We start from the raw sequence: 20,169 nt of genomic DNA on the forward strand, positions 1-20,169 counted from the left end.
AGACCGCCGGTAAGGGACTTAAGTGGCTGATCTCGTTGGATCAAGCGGGCATGGCGGAATTGGTAGACGCAAGGGACTTAAAATCCCTCGGTGCGCAAGCGCTGTGCCGGTTCGATCCCGGCTGCCCGCACCACGATCAACGGGGCCAAGATCAGGCCCGCGCTGCTGTTGATTGCTCTGCGGTCACGACCGGCCCTCCGGTAGCTCATCAAAATATCGAGAATAACCCATCCAAAGGAGCCGATGCGATCTCCATGAGGCCCTCTGCAGTATCGTGCAGATCGCACCGTGACTGAACGTCCTGGTCAGCCGGCTCGGGTTGAGCTTCAGCAGCGTGTTCATTACGCGAGCTTTAGCGCACTGCCACCGAACCCTGCGTCCTCCGGACGTAAAGCAGACTTTACTACCGCCCACGGTTGTGCAACCTTGAGACGTATTATTTTAGCGATTTAAGCTCTCCGTTGGGAGATGACATGCCCGGGCGCCAAGTTGACAACGAGACTGATTCCTATCCCGCCAAACTAGCAAAGCTAATTCCAGCCGAGGTGTCAGCGGCGTACTTGGCGATCAACTCGCTCGTACCTGCAGGAGAGGGCTTCAGCCCACCCATCTGGGCCTCGCTCGTCGTTCTGACGGTGTTTTGTGCCTTGTACCTCTGGAAAATACAGAATGTAACAAACGTTCTCCAGATTGCTTTCACAACAGCGTCCTTCCCGATCTGGGCATTGAACATCTCATCGACCCGCAGCGAGATGATTAACCCGGTCGTCCTCGGCGTCGTCTTGATTCTCGTCACCGTCGCAATTCCGCTAGTACCCACGTCTCGCCAAGACTGACTGTCATACGAGGTCCACCATGCGCTTCCTTCTACGAGCGTTTCTGATAGTTGCGGCCGTCTGTGTCTCCGATGCGGTTCATGCGCAATACGGCGCCGCGTTCGTATTCAATGAGCAATCCACCTATGGAAGCGAGTTTCTGCGGCAGCCCGCGGCGCAGTCTGGTCTGATCGTCAAAAGCGGCTGCGGCACAACGAGCCTGACCGGTCGACGGTCCTACTTGGTCAAGAGCGGCGCGATCTATTGGGGCCTCGCCGATGAATGCGTTCGCGTTATCGTCAATCACCGCGCGACAGATACAGATACCGCCGTGCCCACCTACCTCGGCGTTCAAGTTATCGGCTTCTACGACGACCCGCAGAGCAGCTCGATTGTTCTGAGGCGCAAGGGCGCGTTCGTACGCGACGGAAAGATCCTTCCCCCGTATGACGACAAGAGCCTATCGTCCGATGAACTCGATCACGACACGTGGGATAGCTTGCATACCGATGGCACTCTCCAAAACGTTGATGACAAGGTTGGCAAGTGGCACGGCACTCCGCAGGGCGGGATTCACGATTCCTGGGACGATCGCCGCTGGTTTCGAACGTCCCGTGCTTACGATCCGCAATTGCAGGTCAAATACAAGACGCTCGACAACCGCCTGATCCGCTTCACCCCGTACCCAGCGAATGGTTCGCCTCAGGACGGCCCGCTCAGCTTCAATGTAAATCGTCGTGGCGCTCGCGTAGTGGTCGTACGGGTATTTTCGCCCTCGAATGCAGATTATGAAAACAACTTTGCGTTGGTCTATGAATCCGACCCGGACCGGGTTGCGCAGCTTGTGAATAATATACAAGTCGTGCAGGCGGGCTTGCTGTGGCGCATCTTTAGATAATCGTCGCACCGATCGCGACCTGCATGAGACTCGCAACCTGCGAATGCCGCATCATCGACCGAATGTTCGACTACAATCCCAACACGGCGCGGCGGATACTGTTTCGACACGGCGAGCGCTTCAAGCTTGGGAAGCCGGCATCGCGCGCTCTACACGTCGGCCCACGGCTGCCGACCTCTCCTACAAGATCGAAGACGCCAGCCGTCTTTTGCTTTCGATGACCCGTCGCGGGTCGATGGCGACCTCAGCAAGGCTTGTCCGCATCCGCCACGCCTGCCAGCTATCCCGAAACATGGGTTGTGCGACGCAACATCGGCAATAGATAAGACCTCTGAAAATCAGAGGTGCGCTTCTTGTCCGACGTCAATGCCGACGATTGGGTGTCCTCGGGACACCGTCCGATGGGTTTTCCCGAATTCGTCATCGTGATCGCGTCGATCATGGCGCTGAATCCGCTTGCGATGGACATGATGCTGCCGGCGCTGCCCAATATCGGGGCAGCCTTCCAGATTCCCAACGCCAATCATCTTCAACTGGTGCTGTCGACCTTCCTGATCGGCTTTGGCGCGGGTCAGTTCGTCATGGGCCCGTTGTCGGATCGCTTCGGCCGCCGCCCGGTGCTGCTCGGCGGGATGGCGGTCTATGCGGTGGCGAGCGTGCTGGCGATTGCCGCGCCTTCGTTCGAGACGCTGCTGCTGGCGCGAGCACTGCAGGGCTTCGGCACCTCGGCGACGCGCGTGATCGCGACCTCGATCGTGCGCGACTGTTACGTCGGCCGCCGCATGGCGAGCGTGATGTCGCTTGCGATGATGATCTTCATCGCGGTCCCCGTGATCGCCCCCTCGTTCGGACAGGCGGTGCTGCTGGTGACGGCGTGGCGCGGCATCTTCGTCGTGCTGATGCTCTACGGTCTGCTCGCGCTCGCATGGTCCGTGCTGCGGCTTCCGGAGACCTTGCCCGAGAGCGAACGCAGGTCGCTTGCCCCGGCCGACGTGCTCACGGCCTATTGGCAGACCGTGACCCATCGCCAAACCCTCGGCTACGCGCTCGCAGCCGGCAGCGTCATGGGCGCGCTGTTCGCCTACGTATTTTTGGCTCAGCAAGTTTTTGTCGGCATCTATCACCTCGGCCATTATTTTCCGCTGGCCTTCGCCGCGATCGCGGCCGGCACCGCCATTGCCGGCTTTCTCAACGCAAGATTCGTCGGGACCCTCGGCATGCGCGTGATCTCGCACGGCGCCCTGACGCTCTACACCACGGTGGCAGGCGTGATGCTGCTGACGGAAAGCCTTGGCGCGTTGCCACTTCCCCTGTTCATGGTGCTTTCGGCGCTGATGATGTTCTCGTTCGGCATGATGGTCGCGAACTTCACCGCGCTCGCCATGGAGCCGCAGGGCCATATCGCCGGCACGGCGTCCTCGCTCTACGGCTCGATCACCACGCTGATCGGCATCGCCATCGGCATGGCGATCGGACAAAGCTTCGACGGCACGCTGCTGCCGTTCTCGGTCGGCTTTTTCGTGTCGTCACTCGCCGCGCTCGCGATCGTGCTGGTGGTGGAGAGGGGACGGCTGTTCAAGCCGCATCATCGCGCCATCGGGTGAGGAACTTCGCGGCGCTCTCGATGTTGTACTGCAACATTCGAGAGGAAGGCGAGATGGAACCCGAGAGCAGATTCGACCAGCCCGCGCGCGAGATCGAGCGGCCCGCCCCACGGCAACCGGTTTCTGAGCAGCAGCCGGACAGAAGCCTGCCGTTCGCAGGTGAAGGGCTCGAGCAGCTGCGCGACAGCCACTGCTAGAAGAGGTCGAGCCAGTACCGCTTCATGGAAACGGCGCCGCGGAGGGATCCACGGCGCCGTTTCGCTTTTAGACCAGGAGCCTTCGCCCTACTCCGACTTGTCGACGTTCCAGAACAACGGGGTCGCGGGACCGTCGAGCACGCCGGTCAGCGATTTGCGCCAGCCGCTCGGCAGGAGATACTGCCCCAGCGGGATGTAGATCACCTGCTCATAGGCTTCCTTCTGGATGTCAGCAGCGATCTTCTTCTGATCGTCGAGCGAGGCGGCGCGAACGAAGTCGTCCTTGAGCTTTTCGATCTTGGCGTTCTCGGCCCAGCCGAACCAGCCCTTCTTGCCCTGGCCGCCGATCGAGAGATTGGCGATCGGGTTGGAGACGTCGGCCGCGACCCAGTTCGTGAAGAACATGTTCCAGCCACCCTCCTTCGGAGGCTTCTGGCTGGCGCGGCGGCTCACGACCGTCTGCCAATCGGTCGCTTGCAGGTCGACCTTGAAGCCGGCCTCGCGCAGCAACTGAGCCGCAACGATCGGCTGTGCCTTCAGCGTCGTTACATCGCCGGGGGCCATGATCACGATCGGGGTGCCATCATAGCCGGATTCGGCGAGCGCCTTCTTGGCTTCGGCCATGCCGTTGCCCTTCACCAGCGTCTCCCCGCCGACTTCGGTCGCGAACGGCGTATCGCACACGAAGAAGGCACCACAAATCTTCTGATATTTGGCGTTGCCGACGAGCGCGTCGAGAACGTCCTTCTGGTTTATCGCCAGCAAGGCAGCACGGCGCACTTTGACATTGTCGAACGGCGGATGAAGGAAGTTCATTCGGCCGAGCGTCTGGAAACCGAACTTGTTCGAGACCTCGATCGTGATCTCCTTGTTCGCTTCCAGCAACGGGAGCATGTCGTAGGGAAGATTTTCCACGAAGTCGATGTCGCCCGACTGCAAGGCGTTCACCGCGGTCTGCGAGTCCGGCATGGTGATCCACTCGACACGGTCGACCTTCACCACCTTGCCGCCGGAGGTCCAGCTCGACGGCTCCTTGCGCGGCACGTAATCGGTGTTCTTGACGTAGACCGCCTTCACGCCTGGCTGGAATTCCGACTGCACGAACTTGAAAGGACCCGAACCGATCTGCTCGGGGATCTGCTTGTCCGGCGGCGTCTCGGCGAGGCGCTTCGGCATCATGAAGGCAACGCGGGAGGACGGCTTGCCGATCGAGTCGAGCACGAGGCCGTAGGGCTCCTTTAGCTTCAGCGTGATGGTCTTGGCATCGGTCGCCTCGATGCTCGCGGTGAAGTCGAGCAGTTTCTGGCCCATGCCGTCGACTGCGGCCCAGCGCTTGAGCGAGGCAACGCAGTCCTCCGCCGTCACCGGCGCACCGTCATGCCACTTCAGGCCGTCGCGCAGCGTGAACGTGTAGGTGAGCTTGTCGTCGGAGATCTTCCAGTCCGCCATCTGCGGCTGGATCTTGAAGTTCGAATCGGGCGCCACGAGCGTGTCGTAGATCATGTAGCCATGGTCGCGCGTGATGTAGGCCGTGGTGAAGATCGGATCGATGATGCGCAGATCCGAGTGCATCACCGCCGTGATGGTCTTGCCGGCCGCAAGCACCGGCGAGGCCAGTGCGGTCGAAAGCGCGACGACCGACAGCGCAAGTTTGGAGGCGAACGCGCGAGGCCCCCGGCGCATCAACTTAAACATAAAAACTTCTCCTGACGTGAAACTGTTCAAAGGCAGGTTATCGATTGAGCATCCGGTTCGTTCTTTAGGCGAACTAACCTCATGCAATGCCTTTATCTTTTCGAGACTTGCAGACAGTGCCGAGCGCGTCAATCCGGTTTCGCTGCAAGCCCAAGCGGCGCGCGCACGGGCTCCACAAGGATCGGTTTGGCTCTACAACGCTCTCCGCCTGTCCTGCCCTGCGCCGATGCAATGCGCGTTCCATGTTCCGAAGCCCAAGAGACATTGGAGAGACATTGAGATGAATCCAGCCAATCTTCCCTTCGATTCCGAAGCAATGCTCCAGGGTCTACGCGGCTGGGTGGAATGCGAAAGCCCGACCTGGGACGCGAACGCCGTGAACCGCATGCTCGATATCGCGGCGCGGGAGATGGCGATCATGGGTGCGACGATCGAGCGCATTGCCGGTCGCCAGGGCTTTGGCGGCGTGATCCGCGCCCGCTTTCCGCATCCGAAGCAGGGCGAGCCGGGCATCCTGATCGCCGGACACATGGATACCGTCCACCCCACGGGCACCATCGAGAAGCTGAAATGGCGCCGAGAGGGCAGTAAGTGCTACGGACCCGGCATCTACGACATGAAGGGCGGCAATTATCTTTCGCTGGAAGCGATCCGGCAACTGGCCCGCGCCTCGTTCACGACGCCGCTGCCGATCACCGTGCTGTTCACGCCCGACGAGGAAGTCGGCACACCCTCCACGCGCGAGATCATCGAGGCGGAGGCCGCGCGCAACAAATACGTGCTGGTGCCCGAGCCCGGGCGCGCTGACAACGGTGTCACCACCGGACGTTACGCCATCGCGCGCTTCAATCTCGAGGCGATCGGCCGGCCCAGCCACGCCGGGGCGACCTTGTCGGCGGGCCGCTCTGCTATCCGCGAGATGGCGCGGCAAATCCTCGCCATCGACGCGATGACGGGCGAGGACTGCACGTTTTCGGTCGGCGTCGTGCACGGGGGTCAATGGGTCAATTGCGTTGCCACGACCGCCACCGGCGAAGCGCTTTCGATGGCCAAACGCCAAGCCGACCTCGATCGCGGTGTGGAGAGGATGCTGGCGCTCTCCGGTACAACCAATGATGTCACCTTCAAGGTGACGCGCGGCGTGACACGTCCGGTCTGGGAGCCCGATGCCGGCACCATGGCGCTTTATGAACAGGCACGCGTTATCGCCAAGTCGCTCGGCGCAGAACTGCCGCATGGGAGCGCCGGCGGCGGCTCCGACGGCAATTTCACCGGCGCAATGGGCATCCCGACTCTCGACGGCCTGGGCGTGCGTGGCGGCAACGGCCACACGCTCGAAGAGTATATCGAGGTCGAAAGTCTGGTCGAACGCGGCCGGCTGATGGCGGGGCTGCTCGCGACGCTCGAGTAATGGCGCGAGCCACGTCACCAAAACCGGGCCAGGTCACCAAAGCGGGGTGACCGCACTGCAAAAACCGCGGCCCGGATGGCATGGGAATTGCTGAAATGTTAGGCTGGTGGCAGAACCCCAGGCTCCAGCCGCTGTCTCTGATTTGACTCTAATCTGACGGGATCCAACTTGCTCGGATATCTCCTTCGCCGAATTCTCGCCGCCGTGCCCGTGATGGGCGTGGTGGCGCTGTTCGTCTTCCTCCTGCTCCGCCTCACCCCGGGCGATCCCGCCGCGATTCTTGCCGGCGACAACGCCACGCCGGAGCGGCTCGAGCGCATCCGCACCTCGCTGGGCCTCAACGAGCCGCTGATCGTGCAGTTCATCACCTGGCTGAACAAGCTGCTGCATGGCGATCTCGGAACTTCACTCATCTCCAACCTTCCGGTGATGAAGATGATCGGCCAGCGGGTCGAGCCGTCGATCTCGATTGCGCTGTCGACCATCATCCTCGCCGTCATCGTCGCTGTTCCCCTGGGCGTGATCGCGGCCTGGAAGCACGGCACCTGGATCGACCGTTTCGTGATGGGCCTGTCCGTGCTCGGCTTCTCGGTGCCGGTGTTCGTGGTCGGCTACATCCTGATCGAGATCTTCGCGATCGACCTGCGCTGGGTGCCGGTGCAGGGCTTCCGCAGCATCTCGAACGGTTTTGGGCCGTTCTTCGAGCGCATCATTCTGCCGACCTGTGCGCTGTCCTTCATCTACATCGCGTTGATCGCGCGCATGACGCGCGCGGCGATGCTCGACGTGCTCGGCGAGGACTACGTCCGCACCGCGCGCGCAAAAGGCATCAACGAAGTCGCCGTGATGATGCGCCATGCGCTGCGCAACGCCGCCGTGCCCGTGATCACGGTGATCGGTACCGGCTTTGCGCTTCTGATCTCCGGGGTCGTCGTCACCGAGAGCGTGTTCAACATCCCCGGCATCGGCCGCCTCACAGTGGATGCGGTGCTGGCGCGCGACTATCCGGTGATCCAGGCGATGATCTTGCTGACGTCGTTGATCTACGTCGTCGTCAACCTCCTTATCGACGTCGCCTACACGCTGCTCGATCCCCGGATCCGGTACTAGGGCTAAGGATAACAACAAAAAATGTCGGTCGATACCCTTCCCCAGTCGTCCATCCCGATCACGTCGCCGCTGCGGCCGCGCTTCGGATTCCTGACCTCGACGCCGATCATCGCGGCAGCGACCATCTGCCTGGCGCTGGTTGTGCTGATCTCAATCCTGGCTCCGTTGATCGCGCCGTATGATCCGATCCAGCTTGCGCCCTCGCAGCGGCTGAAGCCCTCTTCGGCGCAGTTCCTGCTCGGCACCGACGCCTATGGCCGCGACCTGCTGTCGCGCGTCATGTATGGCGGGCGCATTTCGCTTCTGATCGGCATCGGCTCGGCGATCATGTCGATCGTCATTGGGTTGGCGATCGGCCTCGTCTCCGGGTTCTTCAAGCTGGTCGATTCCGTCATGATGCGGATCATGGACGGCCTGATGGCGATGCCGAGCATCCTGCTGGCAATCGCCGTGGTGTCGCTGTCCGGCGCCAGCCTCTGGACCGTGCTGATCGCGATCACGATCCCCGAGGTTCCGCGCGTGGCACGCCTGGTGCGCTCGGTCGTGCTGTCGGCGCGCGAAGAGCCCTATGTTGAAGCGGCGATCTCGGTCGGCACATCCCTGCCAAAGATCATGTGGCGGCATTTGATGCCGAACACGATCGCACCTCTGATCGTGCAGGGCAGTTACGTCTGCGCGTCCGCGATCCTCACCGAGGCCATCCTCTCCTTCCTCGGCGCCGGCATCTCGCCGGAAACGCCGACCTGGGGCAACATCATGGCCGAGGGCCGTCAGTACTTCCAGCTCAAGCCGACGCTGATCTTCTGGCCCGGCCTGCTGCTCTCGATCGCCATCCTCAGCATCAATTTGATCGGCGACGCCGCCCGCGACGCACTCGATCCGCGCATGAAGCAGCGGGAAGGCAAATGATTTGTCTCGCCGGCCGTGCCCCTTGTTCCGTCATTGCGAGCGAAGCGAAGCAATCCAGTCTGCATCCGCGGACAGATTTCTGGATTGCTTCGTCGCTTCGCTCCTCGCAATGACGACGGAGTAACCTGATGACCAGCCCCATCCTCGACATCAACAACCTCGTCGTATCCGTCGGCAAGAAGCCGAATGCTGCAAACATCATCGATCGCATCTCGATCCAGGTGCACGAGCGCGAGACGCTGTGCCTCGTCGGCGAAAGCGGCTCGGGCAAGTCGGTGACCTCCCTGACCACGATGGGTCTGCTGCCGAAGGGCACGCTGATTCCCACCGGCGGCAGCGTCAAGCTGGTCGGCGAGGAGATTCTCACCGCGACCGACCGCCGCCTGCGGCAACTCCGCGCGACCCGGATGGCGATGATCTTCCAGGAGCCGATGACGGCACTCAATCCGGTGATGCCGGTCGGCCGCCAGATCGACGAAGTCCTGCGCGCGCACACCAAACTCGATGCGAAAGCGCGCAAGAAGCGCATCCTCGACATGATGGAGCAGGTCCGCCTGCCCCAAGTCGAGCGCATCTTTGCCTCCTACCCTCACCGACTCTCCGGCGGTCAACGCCAGCGCATCATGATTGCGATGGCACTCGTGCTCGAACCGAAGCTGCTCATCGCCGACGAACCAACCACCGCGCTCGACGTGACAACGCAGAAGCAGATTTTGACCCTGATCCGCGATCTCCAGCGCGATCACGGCACCGCCGTGCTGTTCATCACCCATGACATGGGCGTGGTCGCCGAAATCGCCGACCGCGTTGCGGTGATGCGGCAGGGCCGACTGGTCGAAACCGGAACGCTGGATTCCATCCTGCGCAATCCGACCATGGAGTACACCCGCAACCTGCTCTCCGCAGTGCCGAGCCTGGTGCCGCGCGCGGCACGGCCTGAGACCAAGGAACCGGTGGTGCTGGAGGCCAACGAACTCGGCAAGGTCTACCGCGAGCGCGCGTTCTTCGGTAAAGGCCGTGAAGTCGTCGCTGCCGACAAAGTCACGCTGACGCTGCGCAAGGGCCGCACGCTCGGCATCGTCGGCGAGAGCGGCTCAGGCAAATCGACCGTGGCGCGCTGCATCGTCCGCCTGATCGACCCGACCTCCGGCGGCGTACGCCTCTCCGGCCGCGAGATCTCGGACATCTCGCGGCGGCTGTTGCAGCCGCATCGGAAGAAGATCCAGATCGTATTCCAGGACCCCTACCGCTCGCTCAACCCGCGCGTCACCGTCGGCGAAAGCATCGCGGAAGGCCCGATCAATTACGGCATGTCGCATGCCGACGCAATGAAGCGTGCCCGCGAGTTGCTCGAGCTGGTCGGCCTGCCCGCCGATGCGGTCGCGCGCTATCCGCACCAGTTCTCCGGCGGCCAGCGTCAGCGCATTGCGATCGCCCGCGCGCTCGCGCTCGATCCCGACGTGCTGGTGGCGGACGAGGCGGTCTCCGCCCTCGACGTCTCCGTGCAGGCGCAAGTGCTGGAACTGTTCGACGAGATCCAGAAGCGGCTCGGCATCGCCATCCTGTTCATCACTCACGATCTGCGCGTCGCAGCACAGATCTGCGACGAGGTCGTGGTGATGCAGCACGGCCGCGTCGTCGAGCAGGGTCCGGCCGCCGAAGTGCTGACGCATCCGAAGGAAGCGTACACCAGAGCCCTGCTCGAGGCAGCGCCAGGCCGCGGCTGGGATTTTGCGAACTTCCGGCCGGTGGCCGAGGGCGTGGCGGCCACTCTGTAGCAACACTCTCCGCTGTCGTCCCGGCGAAGGCCGGGACCCATACCGCGTGATCTATCGATCGCGTGCGGCGCCAATCCCAAACATCCAGTCTTCGCCAAACTGCTCCCTGGGGTTATGGGTCCCGGCCTTCGCCGGGACGACACCGAGAGCGTGGTGGCGTCTTTAGCTCCAACACCCACGCATCCGCAGCAATCCCAAAATGGCTTGACCCTATGCGCGGCGCGATTGCTTCCCGGCTTGCTCTCGCCGCAAGCACAGGGCTAACGTCGCGCACTTTCAATTGCTGGACTTGAGTTGATGACACGCATCGCCGTCGGCGGCTTCCTGCACGAGACCAACACCTTCGCTCCGACGAAGGCGACCTTCGCGGACTTCCAGCACGGCGGCGGCTGGCCGGCGATGACGCAAGGTCCCGACGTGCTGAAGGTGATGCGCCGCATCAATGTCGGTCTCGCCGGTTTCGTCGACAGCGCCGAGGCCAACGGCTGGGAACTCGTTCCGACAATTGCCTGCGGCGCGAGTCCTTCGGCGCACGTCACCAGGGACGCCTTCGAGCGCATTGTCAAAGCGATGATCGACGGCATCGCGGCCGCCGGCCCGATCGACGCCGTCTATCTCGATCTGCACGGCGCCATGGTCACGGAACATCTCGACGACGGCGAAGGCGAGATCCTGGCGCGCGTGCGACGCGTCATCGGCAAGGACATTCCGCTGGTCACCAGCCTCGATCTGCACGCCAACGTCACCCCCGAGATGATGGAGCATGCGGACGCGCTGATCGCCTACCGCACCTATCCCCATGTCGACATGGCCGAGACCGGCCGCGCCTGCGCGCAACATCTCGCATTGCTTCTGAAGACAAAGCAGCGTCTCGCAAAGGCCTTCCGGCAATTGCCGTTCCTGATCCCGATCAGCTGGCAGTGCACCAACGACCAGCCGACCAAGGGCATCTACGAAAAACTTGCCGCGCTGGAGAGCGACGCGGTTCCGACGCTGTCCTTCGCGCCCGGCTTCCCCGCCGCCGATTTTCGCGATTGCGGGCCGAGCGTGTTCGCCTATGGCAAGACGCAAGCCGATGCCGACCGCGCGGCGGATGCGATCGTGAAGCTGATCGAGAGCCACGAGGACGATTTCGACGGCAAGATCTGGTCACCCGATGACGGCGTGCGTCACGCGATGGAACTCTCGAAGGGCGCGAGCAAGCCGATCATCATCGCCGACACCCAGGACAATCCCGGCGCCGGCGGCGATTCCGACACGACGGGCATGCTGCGCGCGCTGGTGCGCAACAAGGCGAGTGCTGCGACCGGCGCGATCTACGATCCGGCATCGGCGAAAGCCGCGCATGAAGCCGGCGTCGGGGCGACCGTCTCGCTGTCGCTCGGCGGCAAGTCCGGCATTCCCGGCGACGAGCCCTATCGCGAAACCTTCGTGGTCGAAAAGCTCTCCGACGGCCGCTTCATCGCGCCCGGGCCTTATTATGGCGGCCGAGAGATGGAGATGGGCCCCTCCGCCTGCCTGCGGATCGGCGATGTCCGAATCGTCGTCTCCTCGCACAAGGCGCAACTCGCCGACCAGGCGATGTACCGCTATGTCGGCATCGAACCGACCGAAGAGAAGATTCTGGTCAACAAGAGCTCGGTGCACTTCCGCGCCGATTTCGAGCCGATCGCGGAAAAGCTGATGATCTGCGCCGCCCCCGGCGCGATGCCCGCCGACACAGCCACGCTGCCATGGACGCGCCTACGGCCGGGCATCCGCATCAAGCCGAACGGCCCGGTTTTCACTCCCTCCTCACGCTAACTGGACAGAACACATGCCCACGATCGACCGCATCGACGGCTATGCCGACGAACTCACAGCTATCAGGCGCGACCTTCACGCCCATCCGGAAATCGGGTTCGAGGAAGTGCGCACCTCCGGAATCGTCGCGGACAAGCTGAAGAGCTGGGGTATCGAGGTGCATCGCGGTCTCGGCGGCACCGGCGTGATCGGCGTCATCAAGGGCAAGGGTTCGGGCGGCAAGCGTATCGGGCTTCGCGCCGACATGGACGCGCTGCCGATGGAGGAGAACACCAATCTGAAATGGAGCTCGAAAATCCCGGGCCGTTTCCACGGCTGTGGCCATGACGGCCACACCACCATGCTGCTCGGAACCGCGCGCTACCTGGCCGAGACCAAAAACTTCGACGGTACAGTACACCTGATCTTCCAGCCGGCCGAGGAAGGCCTCGGCGGCGCCCGCGCCATGATCAAGGACGGGCTGTTTGAGAAATTTCCGTGCGACGAGCTTTACGGCCTGCACAACGCGCCCGACCTCAACCACGGCGAGATCGCGATCCTGCCCGGCCCTGCGATGGCCAGCGCCGACTTCTTCGATCTCCGCATCACCGGCTATGGCGCGCACGGCGCGATGCCCGAACGCTCCAAGGACGCCGTGATCATCGCGACCACGCTGGCGCAGGCGATCCAGACCATTGTCAGCCGCAACGTCGAGCCGCTGCAGGCCGCCGTCGTCTCGATCACGCAGATTCACGCCGGTTCGGCGTACAACGTCATCCCCGGCGACGCGCATCTTTGCGGCACCATCCGCACTTTCTCGAAAGAAGTCCGCACTCTGATCAGCGAACGCATTCGCACGATCTGCGCCGGCATCGCGAGCGCCTATCAGTGCGTGATCGACGTCGACATCCGCGACACCTTCGATGTGCTGGTCAACCAGGTCGAGCAGTCCAAGGTGGTCGAGGAGGTCGCGCGCACCATCGTCGACCCCGCCAACGTGATCACCCGCGCCCAGCCGAAGATGGGCAGCGAGGATTTTGCCGACATGCTGCAAACCATTCCCGGCGCCTATTTCTGGGTCGGCCACGACGGCTCGGTACCCGTGCACAATCCCGGCTTCGTGCTCGACGACAAGATCCTGCCGATCGGTGCCAGCATGTTCGCCCGGATCATCGAGACCCGTATGCCGGTGGGTGCCCATGCATAAAAAGGGTGTCGAAGAGGAAGTCACCTCGCTGCACGATCTCTCCGCGGTCGACCTGATCGCGGGCTATCGCGCCAAGCAGTTCTCGCCGAGCGAGGTGCTGGAAGACGTACTCGCGCACGTCGCCGCGTGGGAGCCGCACCTCAAGGCGCTTTATGCATTTGATCCCGACGGTGCGCGCGAGGCCGCGAAGGCCTCGACCGCACGCTGGTCCGGGGGCGAGCCGTCCGGCGCGCTCGACGGCGTGCCGGTGACGGTGAAGGACAATATCGCGACCAAGGGCGTGCCGGTGCCGCTGGGCGCGGCCAGCGTCAAGCTCGTGCCGGCCGAGAAGGACGCACCACCGGCCGCGCGCCTGCGCGAGGCCGGTGCGATCATCTTCGCCAAGACCACCATGCCCGATTACGGCATGCTGTCCTCGGGGCTCTCCAGCTTTCATGCGCTCGCGCGCAATCCCTGGGACCTCTCCAAGAATCCCGGCGGCTCCAGCGCCGGCGCGGGCGCCGCGGCGGCGGCCGGCTATGGTCCGCTGCATCTCGGGACCGATATCGGCGGCTCGGTCCGGCTGCCCGCGGGCTGGTGCGGCCTTGTCGGGTTGAAACCGAGCTTTGGCCGCGTGCCGATCGATCCCACCTACGTCGGCCGCGTCGCCGGTCCCATGACCCGCACAGTCGACGATTGCGCGCTGATGATGAGCGTGATCGCAAAACCCGACCGGCGCGACGGCACGAGCCTGCCCGCGGAGCCCCTCAACTGGAAGGTGCCGGAGAAATCCCCGCGCAAACTCCGCATCGGATTGATGCTCGATCCCGGCGTTGGCCTGGCGCTGGAGAAACCAGTGCGCGAGGTCGCTGTGAAGGCGGCGAAAGCGTTCGAATCCGCAGGGGCCGTCGTCACCGAGGTCGACGGCATCCTCACGCGCGAGATGCTCGACGGCCTCGACAACTTTTGGCGCGCACGGATGTGGGATGATCTGTCGAAGCTGACGCCCGCCGAACAGGCAAAGGTGCTGCCCTACATTTTCAAGTGGGGCGAATCCGGCGCGAAGCTCTCGGGTGTCGACGTCATCAGGGGCTTCAACCAGACCATGGCAATCCGCGCTGCGGCATCAAAGCTGTTCTGCGAGCTCGACTATGTGATCTCGCCGACCGCGCCGAACGTGAACTATCCGGCGGAGTGGGCCTCGCCGACCAACGATCCCATGAAGCCGTTCGAACACATCGCCTATACCGTGCCATGGAATATGTCGGAAAATCCGGCGATCTCCATTAACGGCGGCTTCGACCCCAAGGGTTTTCCCATCGGCGTGCAGATCGTCGGCCGCCGCTTCGACGATATCGGCGTGCTTGGCATGGCCAAGGCATTTGAAAGCCTGCGCGGGCCGCAGAAGCCCTGGCCGAGCCCTCCGGCGAAGTAATCTACATACTCCGTCATGGCCGGGCTTGTCCCGGCCATCCACGTCTATACGCTTGCACCGAAGCAAGTACGTGGATGCCCGGGACAAGCCCGGGCATGACGGCAGGCTGCGTAGCAACCAATAACAAAGAAAAGGAAGGAAACCACCATGGCGTATGAGACGATCAAATACGAGGTCGCCGAGCAGATCCTCACCATCACGCTGAACCGGCCCGACAAGCTCAACGCCTTCAACGCGCAGATGCAAGGAGAGCTGATCGACGCGTTCGACGCCGCCGACAAGGACGACGACGTCCGCGCCATCATCGTCACAGGCGCCGGCCGCGGTTTTTGCGCGGGCGCAGACCTTTCGTCTGGCGCCGACACTTTCGATCGCGACGCGCGGCGCGGGCCCGTCAAACGCTTCGCCGACGGCAAGGTCGACTACAGCGATTCCCAGGTGCGCGACGGCGGCGGCCAGGTGACGTTGCGCATCTTCAAATGCCTGAAGCCGGTGATTGCCGCGGTGAACGGTCCCGCGGTCGGCATCGGCGTCACCATGCAGCTCGCGATGGACATCCGCATCGCGTCCGAGGCCGCGCGCTTTGGCTTCGTGTTCTCCCAGCGCGGCATCGTGCCCGAGGCCGCCTCGAGTTGGTTCCTGCCGCGCATCGTCGGCATCTCGCAGGCGCTGGAATGGTGCTATTCGGGCCGCGTCTTCCCGGCGCAGGAAGCCCTCGCCGGTCGCCTCGTCAGCAAGGTCGTAGCCCCAGACGATCTGCTGCCGACGGCCCGCGCGCTCGCCAAGGAATTCGCGGCGAAGACGGCGCCGGTGTCGGTGGCGCTGATCCGCCAGATGATGTGGCGCATGATGGGGGCCGACGATCCGATGGAAGCGCACAAGGTCGACAGCCGTGGCATCTACGCCCGCGGCCGCTCCGAGGACGTCAAGGAAGGTGTGGTGTCGTTCCTGGAAAAGCGCCCTGCGCAGTTCAAGAACAAGGTATCGAGCGACATGCCCGACTATTTCCCGTGGTGGACCGAGCGGGAGTATAAGTAGCTCGCCGTCATTCCGGGGCTCGCAAAGCGAGAACTCTGGTGCGCACTTGCGCACCTGAGAATCTCGAGATTCCGGGTTCGCCCTACGGGCGCCCCGGAATGACGGTAATAGGGGTCACTCCATCACCAACGCGACCCGCCCAATCGCCTTGCGGTCGATCAGCAGCCGCATCGCCTTTGCAACCTCCTCCAGCGGCAGGCGGTGCGAGACGTTGGGCCGCAGCTTGCCCTCCTCTGCCCATTGGAGCAGCGCCTTCAGCCGCACCTCACCGAGCGCGGGATTTTTCCGTACCGCTTCGCCCGCGCGCACGCCGAGCACGCTCGCGCCCTTGATCAGCAAGAGATTGGTTTTCGCCGAGCCGATGCCGCCGGTGAAGCCGATCACCAGCAGCCGAGCGCCCCAGTTGATACAGCGCATCGAATTCTCGAACACTTCGCCGCCGACGGGATCGAACACGACGTCGGCACCGCGACCGTCGGTGATGCGCTTGACAGCGTCACGAAACGGCTCGCGGTCGTAGCGCACGAGATGATCGGCGCCGCGCGCCTTGGCGATCGCGAGCTTTTCGTCGCTGGACGCCGTCGCGATCACGGTCGCACCCAGCATCTTGCCGATCTCCACGGCAGCAAGGCCGACGCCCCCGCCGGCGCCATGCACCAGCAGCACCTCGCCCGGCGCAACCCGGCCGCGATCGATCAGCGCATGATAGGCGGTGCCGTGCCCGGCGAGATAGGTCGCAGCTTCCGCATAATCGAACGTCGATGGCATCGGCGTGAGCTGCGACGGCATCACCACGGCTTCATCGGCGAAGGCGCCGTGCCGCATCTTGACGATGACCTTGTCGCCGACGGCGACGCCTCTCGCCTCTGCGCCAACCTCGGTCACGTCGCCGGCTGCCTCCATCCCCGGCGTAAACGGCAGCTCCGGCTTGAGCTGGTATTCGCCGGCCACCATCAGCACGTCGGGAAAATTCAGGCCAGCGGCACGGATCGCGACGCGGACGTGGCCCGGCTTCAGGTCGCGCGACGGAAACTCTTCGAGCTGCAATTTTTCGGGCGCGCCGAGCGCGCGGCAGACGACAGCCCGCACCATCAGGCCGCGCCCGCCTTGCGCAGCAGAGCCTCGCGGATCAACGGCAGGCGGTCATTGCCGAAATACATGTCGGTCTTGCCGACGAAGATCGTCGGCGACCCAAAACCGCCGCGGGCGACGACCTCTTCGGTGTTGGCCTTGAGCTGGTCCTTAATCCCCTGCCCCGAAATGCCCGCAAAGAATTTCTGCTCGTCGAGGCCCACCTTCCTGCAGATCTCGGCGAGCACTGCGTCCTGCGAGATGTCCTTGTCTTGGCCCCAATAGGCCTCGAACACCGCCGTGGCGAAAGGCACCGTTTCCTGCCCGAGCCAGATGCAGCCGCGCATCGCCTTCACGCTGTTTACCGGAAACACCGTCGGCGGCATCTTGATCGCGAGACCGGCCGAGCGCGACCAGTCGGCAAGGTCCTTTTTCATGTAGCGCGCCTTCAGCGGCACCGGTGTCTCACGCTGCGCATAGACACTTGGGTTGACCGTATTGAAGATGCCGCCCACCAGGATCGGCCGCCAGATGATCTCCACGCCAACCTCCCTGGCCAGCGGCTGGATGTTGTGGAAGGCGAGATAGGTCCAGGGGCTGGAACAGTCGAAAAAGAATTCGATCATGGCGTTTCCCGTCCGGCGCCGCCGGTTTCGAGGCGACTTTTGTTGTTCTGTACCTCGACGTTAAGACATGGCAGGAAGGGGCGCAATCATAACCCGCCGTGAGGGCCGCCATGCTGTTTCCAACCACGATCGCCGGCTCCTTGCCGAAGCCGGAATGGCTCGCCGAACCCAACATGCTCTGGGCGCCCTGGAAGTCGCAGGGCGAGGAGCTCGTCCGCGCCAAGCGCGATGCGACGATGCTTGCCGTCAAAGTCCAGGAGGATGCCGGCATCGACATCGTCACCGAGGGCGAGCAGGCCCGGCAGCATTTCGTCCACGGTTTCCTGGAGAAGATCGAGGGCATCGACTTCGCCCACAAGGTCGAGATGGGCATCCGCAAGGATCGCTACAAGGCGATGGTGCCGCAGGTCGTCGCCCCGCTCCGGCTGAAGAGCCGCGTCCACGCTGACGAGGCGCGCGTCGCCCGCGCGCACACGAGAAAGAAGCTGAAATTCACCCTGCCCGGCCCGATGACCATCATCGACACCATTGCCGATCGCTACTATGGCGACCGCGTCAAGATGGCCTTTGCGTTCGCCGAACTCCTAAACGAGGAAGCCAAGGCGCTCCAGGCCGACGGCGTCGATCTCGTGCAGTTCGACGAACCCGCGTTCAACGTCTACATGGACGAGGTCAACGATTGGGGCATCAAGGCGCTGGAGCGCGCCGCGCAGGGCCTGACCTGCGCCACCGCCGTGCATATCTGCTACGGCTACGGCATCAAGGCCAACACCGACTGGAAGGAAACGCTCGGCGCGCAATGGCGGCAATACGAGCAGATCTTTCCCGCGATCGACGCCAGCCCGATCCAGCAGGTCGCGATCGAATGCCGCAACTCGAAGGTGCCGCTCGACCTGCTCGCCCTGCTCAAGACCAAGATCGTGCAGGCTGGCGTGATCGACGTCGCGAGCGACACGGTCGAGACCGCCGAGGATGTCGTGCAGGTGATCGACGCCGTTTCGAAATTCGTGCCCAAGAGCAACATCATCGCCACTACCAATTGCGGCATGGCGCCGATGCGGCGCGAGATCGCCGAAGCCAAGCTGATGGCGCTCGGCGCCGGTGCCGCGCTGGCCCGCGAGAAGCTGGGTTGAGGATGTGATCCGTCTGGCGTTCACCATTGCAGCGCTTGCAGCGTTCGCGCTGCCTGCGCATGCAGAGGATCGTTCCGTGCTGCTCAATTGCAAAGCCATCGTGGAGCGTGCGTCGAAGGATGCGAATGTTGCGAGCGAAGCCGAGCTGACACGGTGCCGCCAAGTGATCCGCGAATGGGCGTTGCGCGATGCGCGGACGACAGTGGATGAAAACGGTAAGCCGCTGCGCTAGCTGCGCGCGGTCGGATGCAGCACAGGTTGATATCCAGCGATGATCGCGCGCAGCGTGGAAGGCGGCGTCAGCAACATCGGATGATCGAGGGCGCTCGAATGCGGGGCGTAACCCGCGGATGACCACAGCAGCGCCTTGCCCTGCGCGACGAGGAAGCAGTCATCGCCCTGTTGCGCCATCGCGCCGTCGGGCAATTCCGCGAGCGGCATCGGCAGCGCGTGCAGCCGCTTCTTGGCACGATCGAGTCGTTCCCGATGCAGTACGGCATCCATCGCCTTGGCGCTGATGCCGCGGGCATTGTTGCCCATCTCCCATGCTGCGCGAAAGCGCTTCGCATCATCGCGGCGGCAGAAAAAGCAGGGCCGGTGACCTGCGGCAAAGGCCGTGGCCTCGTCGAGAAAGAACAGCTCGGTCCAGCTTCGCCGCGCCATCACGGGCCGCCGCCAGCCGCGGAATTCGCACAGGCAGGTGATCCAGGCCGGCGACGACCAGCGCTTTTTCAACAGCGTCTTCGTCGCGGGATCATGGATGATGCCGCGGTTGCCGGTGAACAGGCCGCGGTGCGGCGTGGCAATGATCTCGCCGGTCGGCGTGACGCGGTTTTGCAGGGGCATGGTCGCCTCCGCCCGTCATTGCGCGGAGCGAAGCGACGAAGCAATCCAGACTGTTTCCGCGGACACATTTCTGGATTGCTTCGCTGCGCTCGCAATGACGGTGATACTCACGCAGCCCCGTCGCGAAGCGGCGGGTGATAGGACAGCGCGGTGTCCCAGGGGAAGAAGATCCAGGTGTCCTGCGAGACTTCCGTGATGAAGGTGTCGACCAGCGGACGTCCCTTCGGCTTGGCGTAGACGGTTGCGAAATGCGCGTCGGGCATCATCGCACGCACCAGCTTGCCGGTCTTGCCGGTGTCGACGAGGTCGTCGACGATCAGGAGTCCCTTGCCGGTGCCGCCGCCAAGCTTCATCACGTCTTCGGAAATGCCCTTCAGCACTTTGAGGTCGCCCTGCTTGTCGTGGTCGTAGCTGGCGATGCAGACCGTATCGATCACGCGCACGCCGAGCTCGCGCGCCACGATCGCCGCCGGCACAAGGCCGCCGCGGGTGATCGCGATCACCGCATGAAACGGACCAACCTCATTGAGCCGCCAGGTCAGTGCCCGGCAATCCCGGTGGAACTGGTCCCACGAGACCGGAAAGGGGCGGCCCGCCCGTTCTTCCGCACTTAGTTCCGGTGCTTCACCAGCCAT

Annotated in this window: 19 protein-coding genes and 1 tRNA gene; 15 read left to right on the forward strand and 5 right to left on the reverse strand. The window is 63.5% G+C overall.

Annotated elements, in window-relative coordinates; all coding sequences use genetic code 11:
• Nucleotides 1-44: 44 nt before the first annotated feature.
• The 5 genes from BRA471DRAFT_RS23935 to BRA471DRAFT_RS23955 all read left to right on the forward strand — a co-directional run bounded on the left by BRA471DRAFT_RS23935 (nucleotide 45) and on the right by BRA471DRAFT_RS23955 (nucleotide 3,514).
• A tRNA-Leu gene (locus BRA471DRAFT_RS23935) sits at nucleotides 45-133 on the forward strand.
• Nucleotides 134-473: 340 nt separating this feature from the next.
• Nucleotides 474-836, forward strand: a complete 363-nt coding sequence (locus BRA471DRAFT_RS38450) for a hypothetical protein (RefSeq protein WP_007611854.1) — start codon at nucleotides 474-476, stop codon at nucleotides 834-836.
• A gap of 19 nt (nucleotides 837-855) precedes the next feature.
• The gene (locus tag BRA471DRAFT_RS23945; protein WP_007611865.1) at nucleotides 856-1,713 is read left to right on the forward strand and encodes a hypothetical protein; all 858 of its coding nucleotides are present in this window, start codon (nucleotides 856-858) and stop codon (nucleotides 1,711-1,713) included.
• A gap of 353 nt (nucleotides 1,714-2,066) precedes the next feature.
• Nucleotides 2,067-3,317, forward strand: a complete 1,251-nt coding sequence (locus BRA471DRAFT_RS23950) for a multidrug effflux MFS transporter (RefSeq protein WP_007611867.1) — start codon at nucleotides 2,067-2,069, stop codon at nucleotides 3,315-3,317.
• A 53-nt stretch (nucleotides 3,318-3,370) separates the two neighbouring features.
• Entirely contained in the window at nucleotides 3,371-3,514 is a 144-nt protein-coding gene (locus BRA471DRAFT_RS23955; protein ID WP_007611868.1) for a hypothetical protein, read from the forward strand.
• 87 nt (nucleotides 3,515-3,601) lie between these two features.
• Here the strand turns inward: BRA471DRAFT_RS23955 and BRA471DRAFT_RS23960 are convergent, their stop codons facing one another.
• Entirely contained in the window at nucleotides 3,602-5,209 is a 1,608-nt protein-coding gene (locus BRA471DRAFT_RS23960; RefSeq protein ID WP_007611869.1) for an ABC transporter substrate-binding protein, read from the reverse strand.
• A gap of 280 nt (nucleotides 5,210-5,489) precedes the next feature.
• On the opposite strand from BRA471DRAFT_RS23960, the gene BRA471DRAFT_RS23965 reads away from it, so the two are divergent.
• The 8 genes from BRA471DRAFT_RS23965 (at nucleotide 5,490) to BRA471DRAFT_RS24000 (ending at nucleotide 15,858) form a co-directional block, all read left to right on the forward strand.
• Nucleotides 5,490-6,620: a M20/M25/M40 family metallo-hydrolase gene (locus tag BRA471DRAFT_RS23965; RefSeq protein ID WP_007611870.1), complete on the forward strand. Its 1,131-nt coding sequence runs from the start codon at nucleotides 5,490-5,492 to the stop codon at nucleotides 6,618-6,620.
• A 168-nt stretch (nucleotides 6,621-6,788) separates the two neighbouring features.
• Nucleotides 6,789-7,730, forward strand: coding sequence for an ABC transporter permease (locus tag BRA471DRAFT_RS23970; protein ID WP_007611873.1), 942 nt, complete (start codon nucleotides 6,789-6,791; stop codon nucleotides 7,728-7,730).
• A gap of 21 nt (nucleotides 7,731-7,751) precedes the next feature.
• Entirely contained in the window at nucleotides 7,752-8,639 is an 888-nt protein-coding gene (locus tag BRA471DRAFT_RS23975; RefSeq protein ID WP_007611875.1) for an ABC transporter permease, read from the forward strand.
• 128 nt (nucleotides 8,640-8,767) lie between these two features.
• Nucleotides 8,768-10,417 carry an ABC transporter ATP-binding protein gene (locus BRA471DRAFT_RS23980; RefSeq protein ID WP_007611876.1) on the forward strand — a complete coding sequence of 550 codons (1,650 nt, stop codon included), beginning with the start codon at nucleotides 8,768-8,770 and terminating at the stop codon, nucleotides 10,415-10,417.
• Between the two features lie 297 nt (nucleotides 10,418-10,714).
• Nucleotides 10,715-12,220 (forward strand): M81 family metallopeptidase, encoded by a 1,506-nt coding sequence (locus BRA471DRAFT_RS23985; protein ID WP_007611883.1) that lies wholly within the window; start codon nucleotides 10,715-10,717, stop codon nucleotides 12,218-12,220.
• Nucleotides 12,221-12,233: 13 nt separating this feature from the next.
• The gene (locus BRA471DRAFT_RS23990; protein ID WP_007611885.1) at nucleotides 12,234-13,406 is read left to right on the forward strand and encodes a M20 aminoacylase family protein; all 1,173 of its coding nucleotides are present in this window, start codon (nucleotides 12,234-12,236) and stop codon (nucleotides 13,404-13,406) included.
• Nucleotides 13,399-14,820 (forward strand): amidase, encoded by a 1,422-nt coding sequence (locus tag BRA471DRAFT_RS23995; protein WP_007611886.1) that lies wholly within the window; start codon nucleotides 13,399-13,401, stop codon nucleotides 14,818-14,820. The genes BRA471DRAFT_RS23990 and BRA471DRAFT_RS23995 overlap by 8 nt, the downstream gene beginning before the upstream one ends.
• A 147-nt stretch (nucleotides 14,821-14,967) precedes the next feature.
• On the forward strand, nucleotides 14,968-15,858 hold the full coding sequence (locus tag BRA471DRAFT_RS24000) for a crotonase/enoyl-CoA hydratase family protein (RefSeq protein WP_007611887.1): 891 nt from the start codon (nucleotides 14,968-14,970) through the stop codon (nucleotides 15,856-15,858).
• A 114-nt stretch (nucleotides 15,859-15,972) separates the two neighbouring features.
• On the opposite strand, the gene BRA471DRAFT_RS24005 is transcribed toward BRA471DRAFT_RS24000, so the two are convergent.
• Entirely contained in the window at nucleotides 15,973-16,950 is a 978-nt protein-coding gene (locus BRA471DRAFT_RS24005; protein ID WP_007611888.1) for an NADPH:quinone oxidoreductase family protein, read from the reverse strand.
• Nucleotides 16,950-17,555 carry a 2-hydroxychromene-2-carboxylate isomerase gene (locus tag BRA471DRAFT_RS24010; RefSeq protein ID WP_007611889.1) on the reverse strand — a complete coding sequence of 202 codons (606 nt, stop codon included), beginning with the start codon at nucleotides 17,553-17,555 and terminating at the stop codon, nucleotides 16,950-16,952. Before BRA471DRAFT_RS24010 ends, BRA471DRAFT_RS24005 begins: the two co-directional genes overlap by 1 nt.
• Before the next feature lie 110 nt (nucleotides 17,556-17,665).
• Here BRA471DRAFT_RS24010 and BRA471DRAFT_RS24015 point away from each other — a divergent pair, with 110 nt between their 5' ends.
• The gene (locus BRA471DRAFT_RS24015; RefSeq protein WP_007611891.1) at nucleotides 17,666-18,688 is read left to right on the forward strand and encodes a methionine synthase; all 1,023 of its coding nucleotides are present in this window, start codon (nucleotides 17,666-17,668) and stop codon (nucleotides 18,686-18,688) included.
• A gap of 4 nt (nucleotides 18,689-18,692) precedes the next feature.
• Nucleotides 18,693-18,920, forward strand: coding sequence for a hypothetical protein (locus BRA471DRAFT_RS24020; protein WP_035975104.1), 228 nt, complete (start codon nucleotides 18,693-18,695; stop codon nucleotides 18,918-18,920).
• Here BRA471DRAFT_RS24020 and BRA471DRAFT_RS24025 read toward each other — a convergent pair.
• On the reverse strand, nucleotides 18,917-19,534 hold the full coding sequence (locus BRA471DRAFT_RS24025) for a hypothetical protein (RefSeq protein WP_007611892.1): 618 nt from the start codon (nucleotides 19,532-19,534) through the stop codon (nucleotides 18,917-18,919). The genes BRA471DRAFT_RS24020 and BRA471DRAFT_RS24025 overlap by 4 nt on opposite strands.
• A 107-nt stretch (nucleotides 19,535-19,641) precedes the next feature.
• Entirely contained in the window at nucleotides 19,642-20,169 is a 528-nt protein-coding gene (gene gpt, locus BRA471DRAFT_RS24030) for a xanthine phosphoribosyltransferase (RefSeq protein ID WP_007611893.1), read from the reverse strand.

The organism is Bradyrhizobium sp. WSM471, assembly GCF_000244915.1.
GTDB lineage: Bacteria > Pseudomonadota > Alphaproteobacteria > Rhizobiales > Xanthobacteraceae > Bradyrhizobium.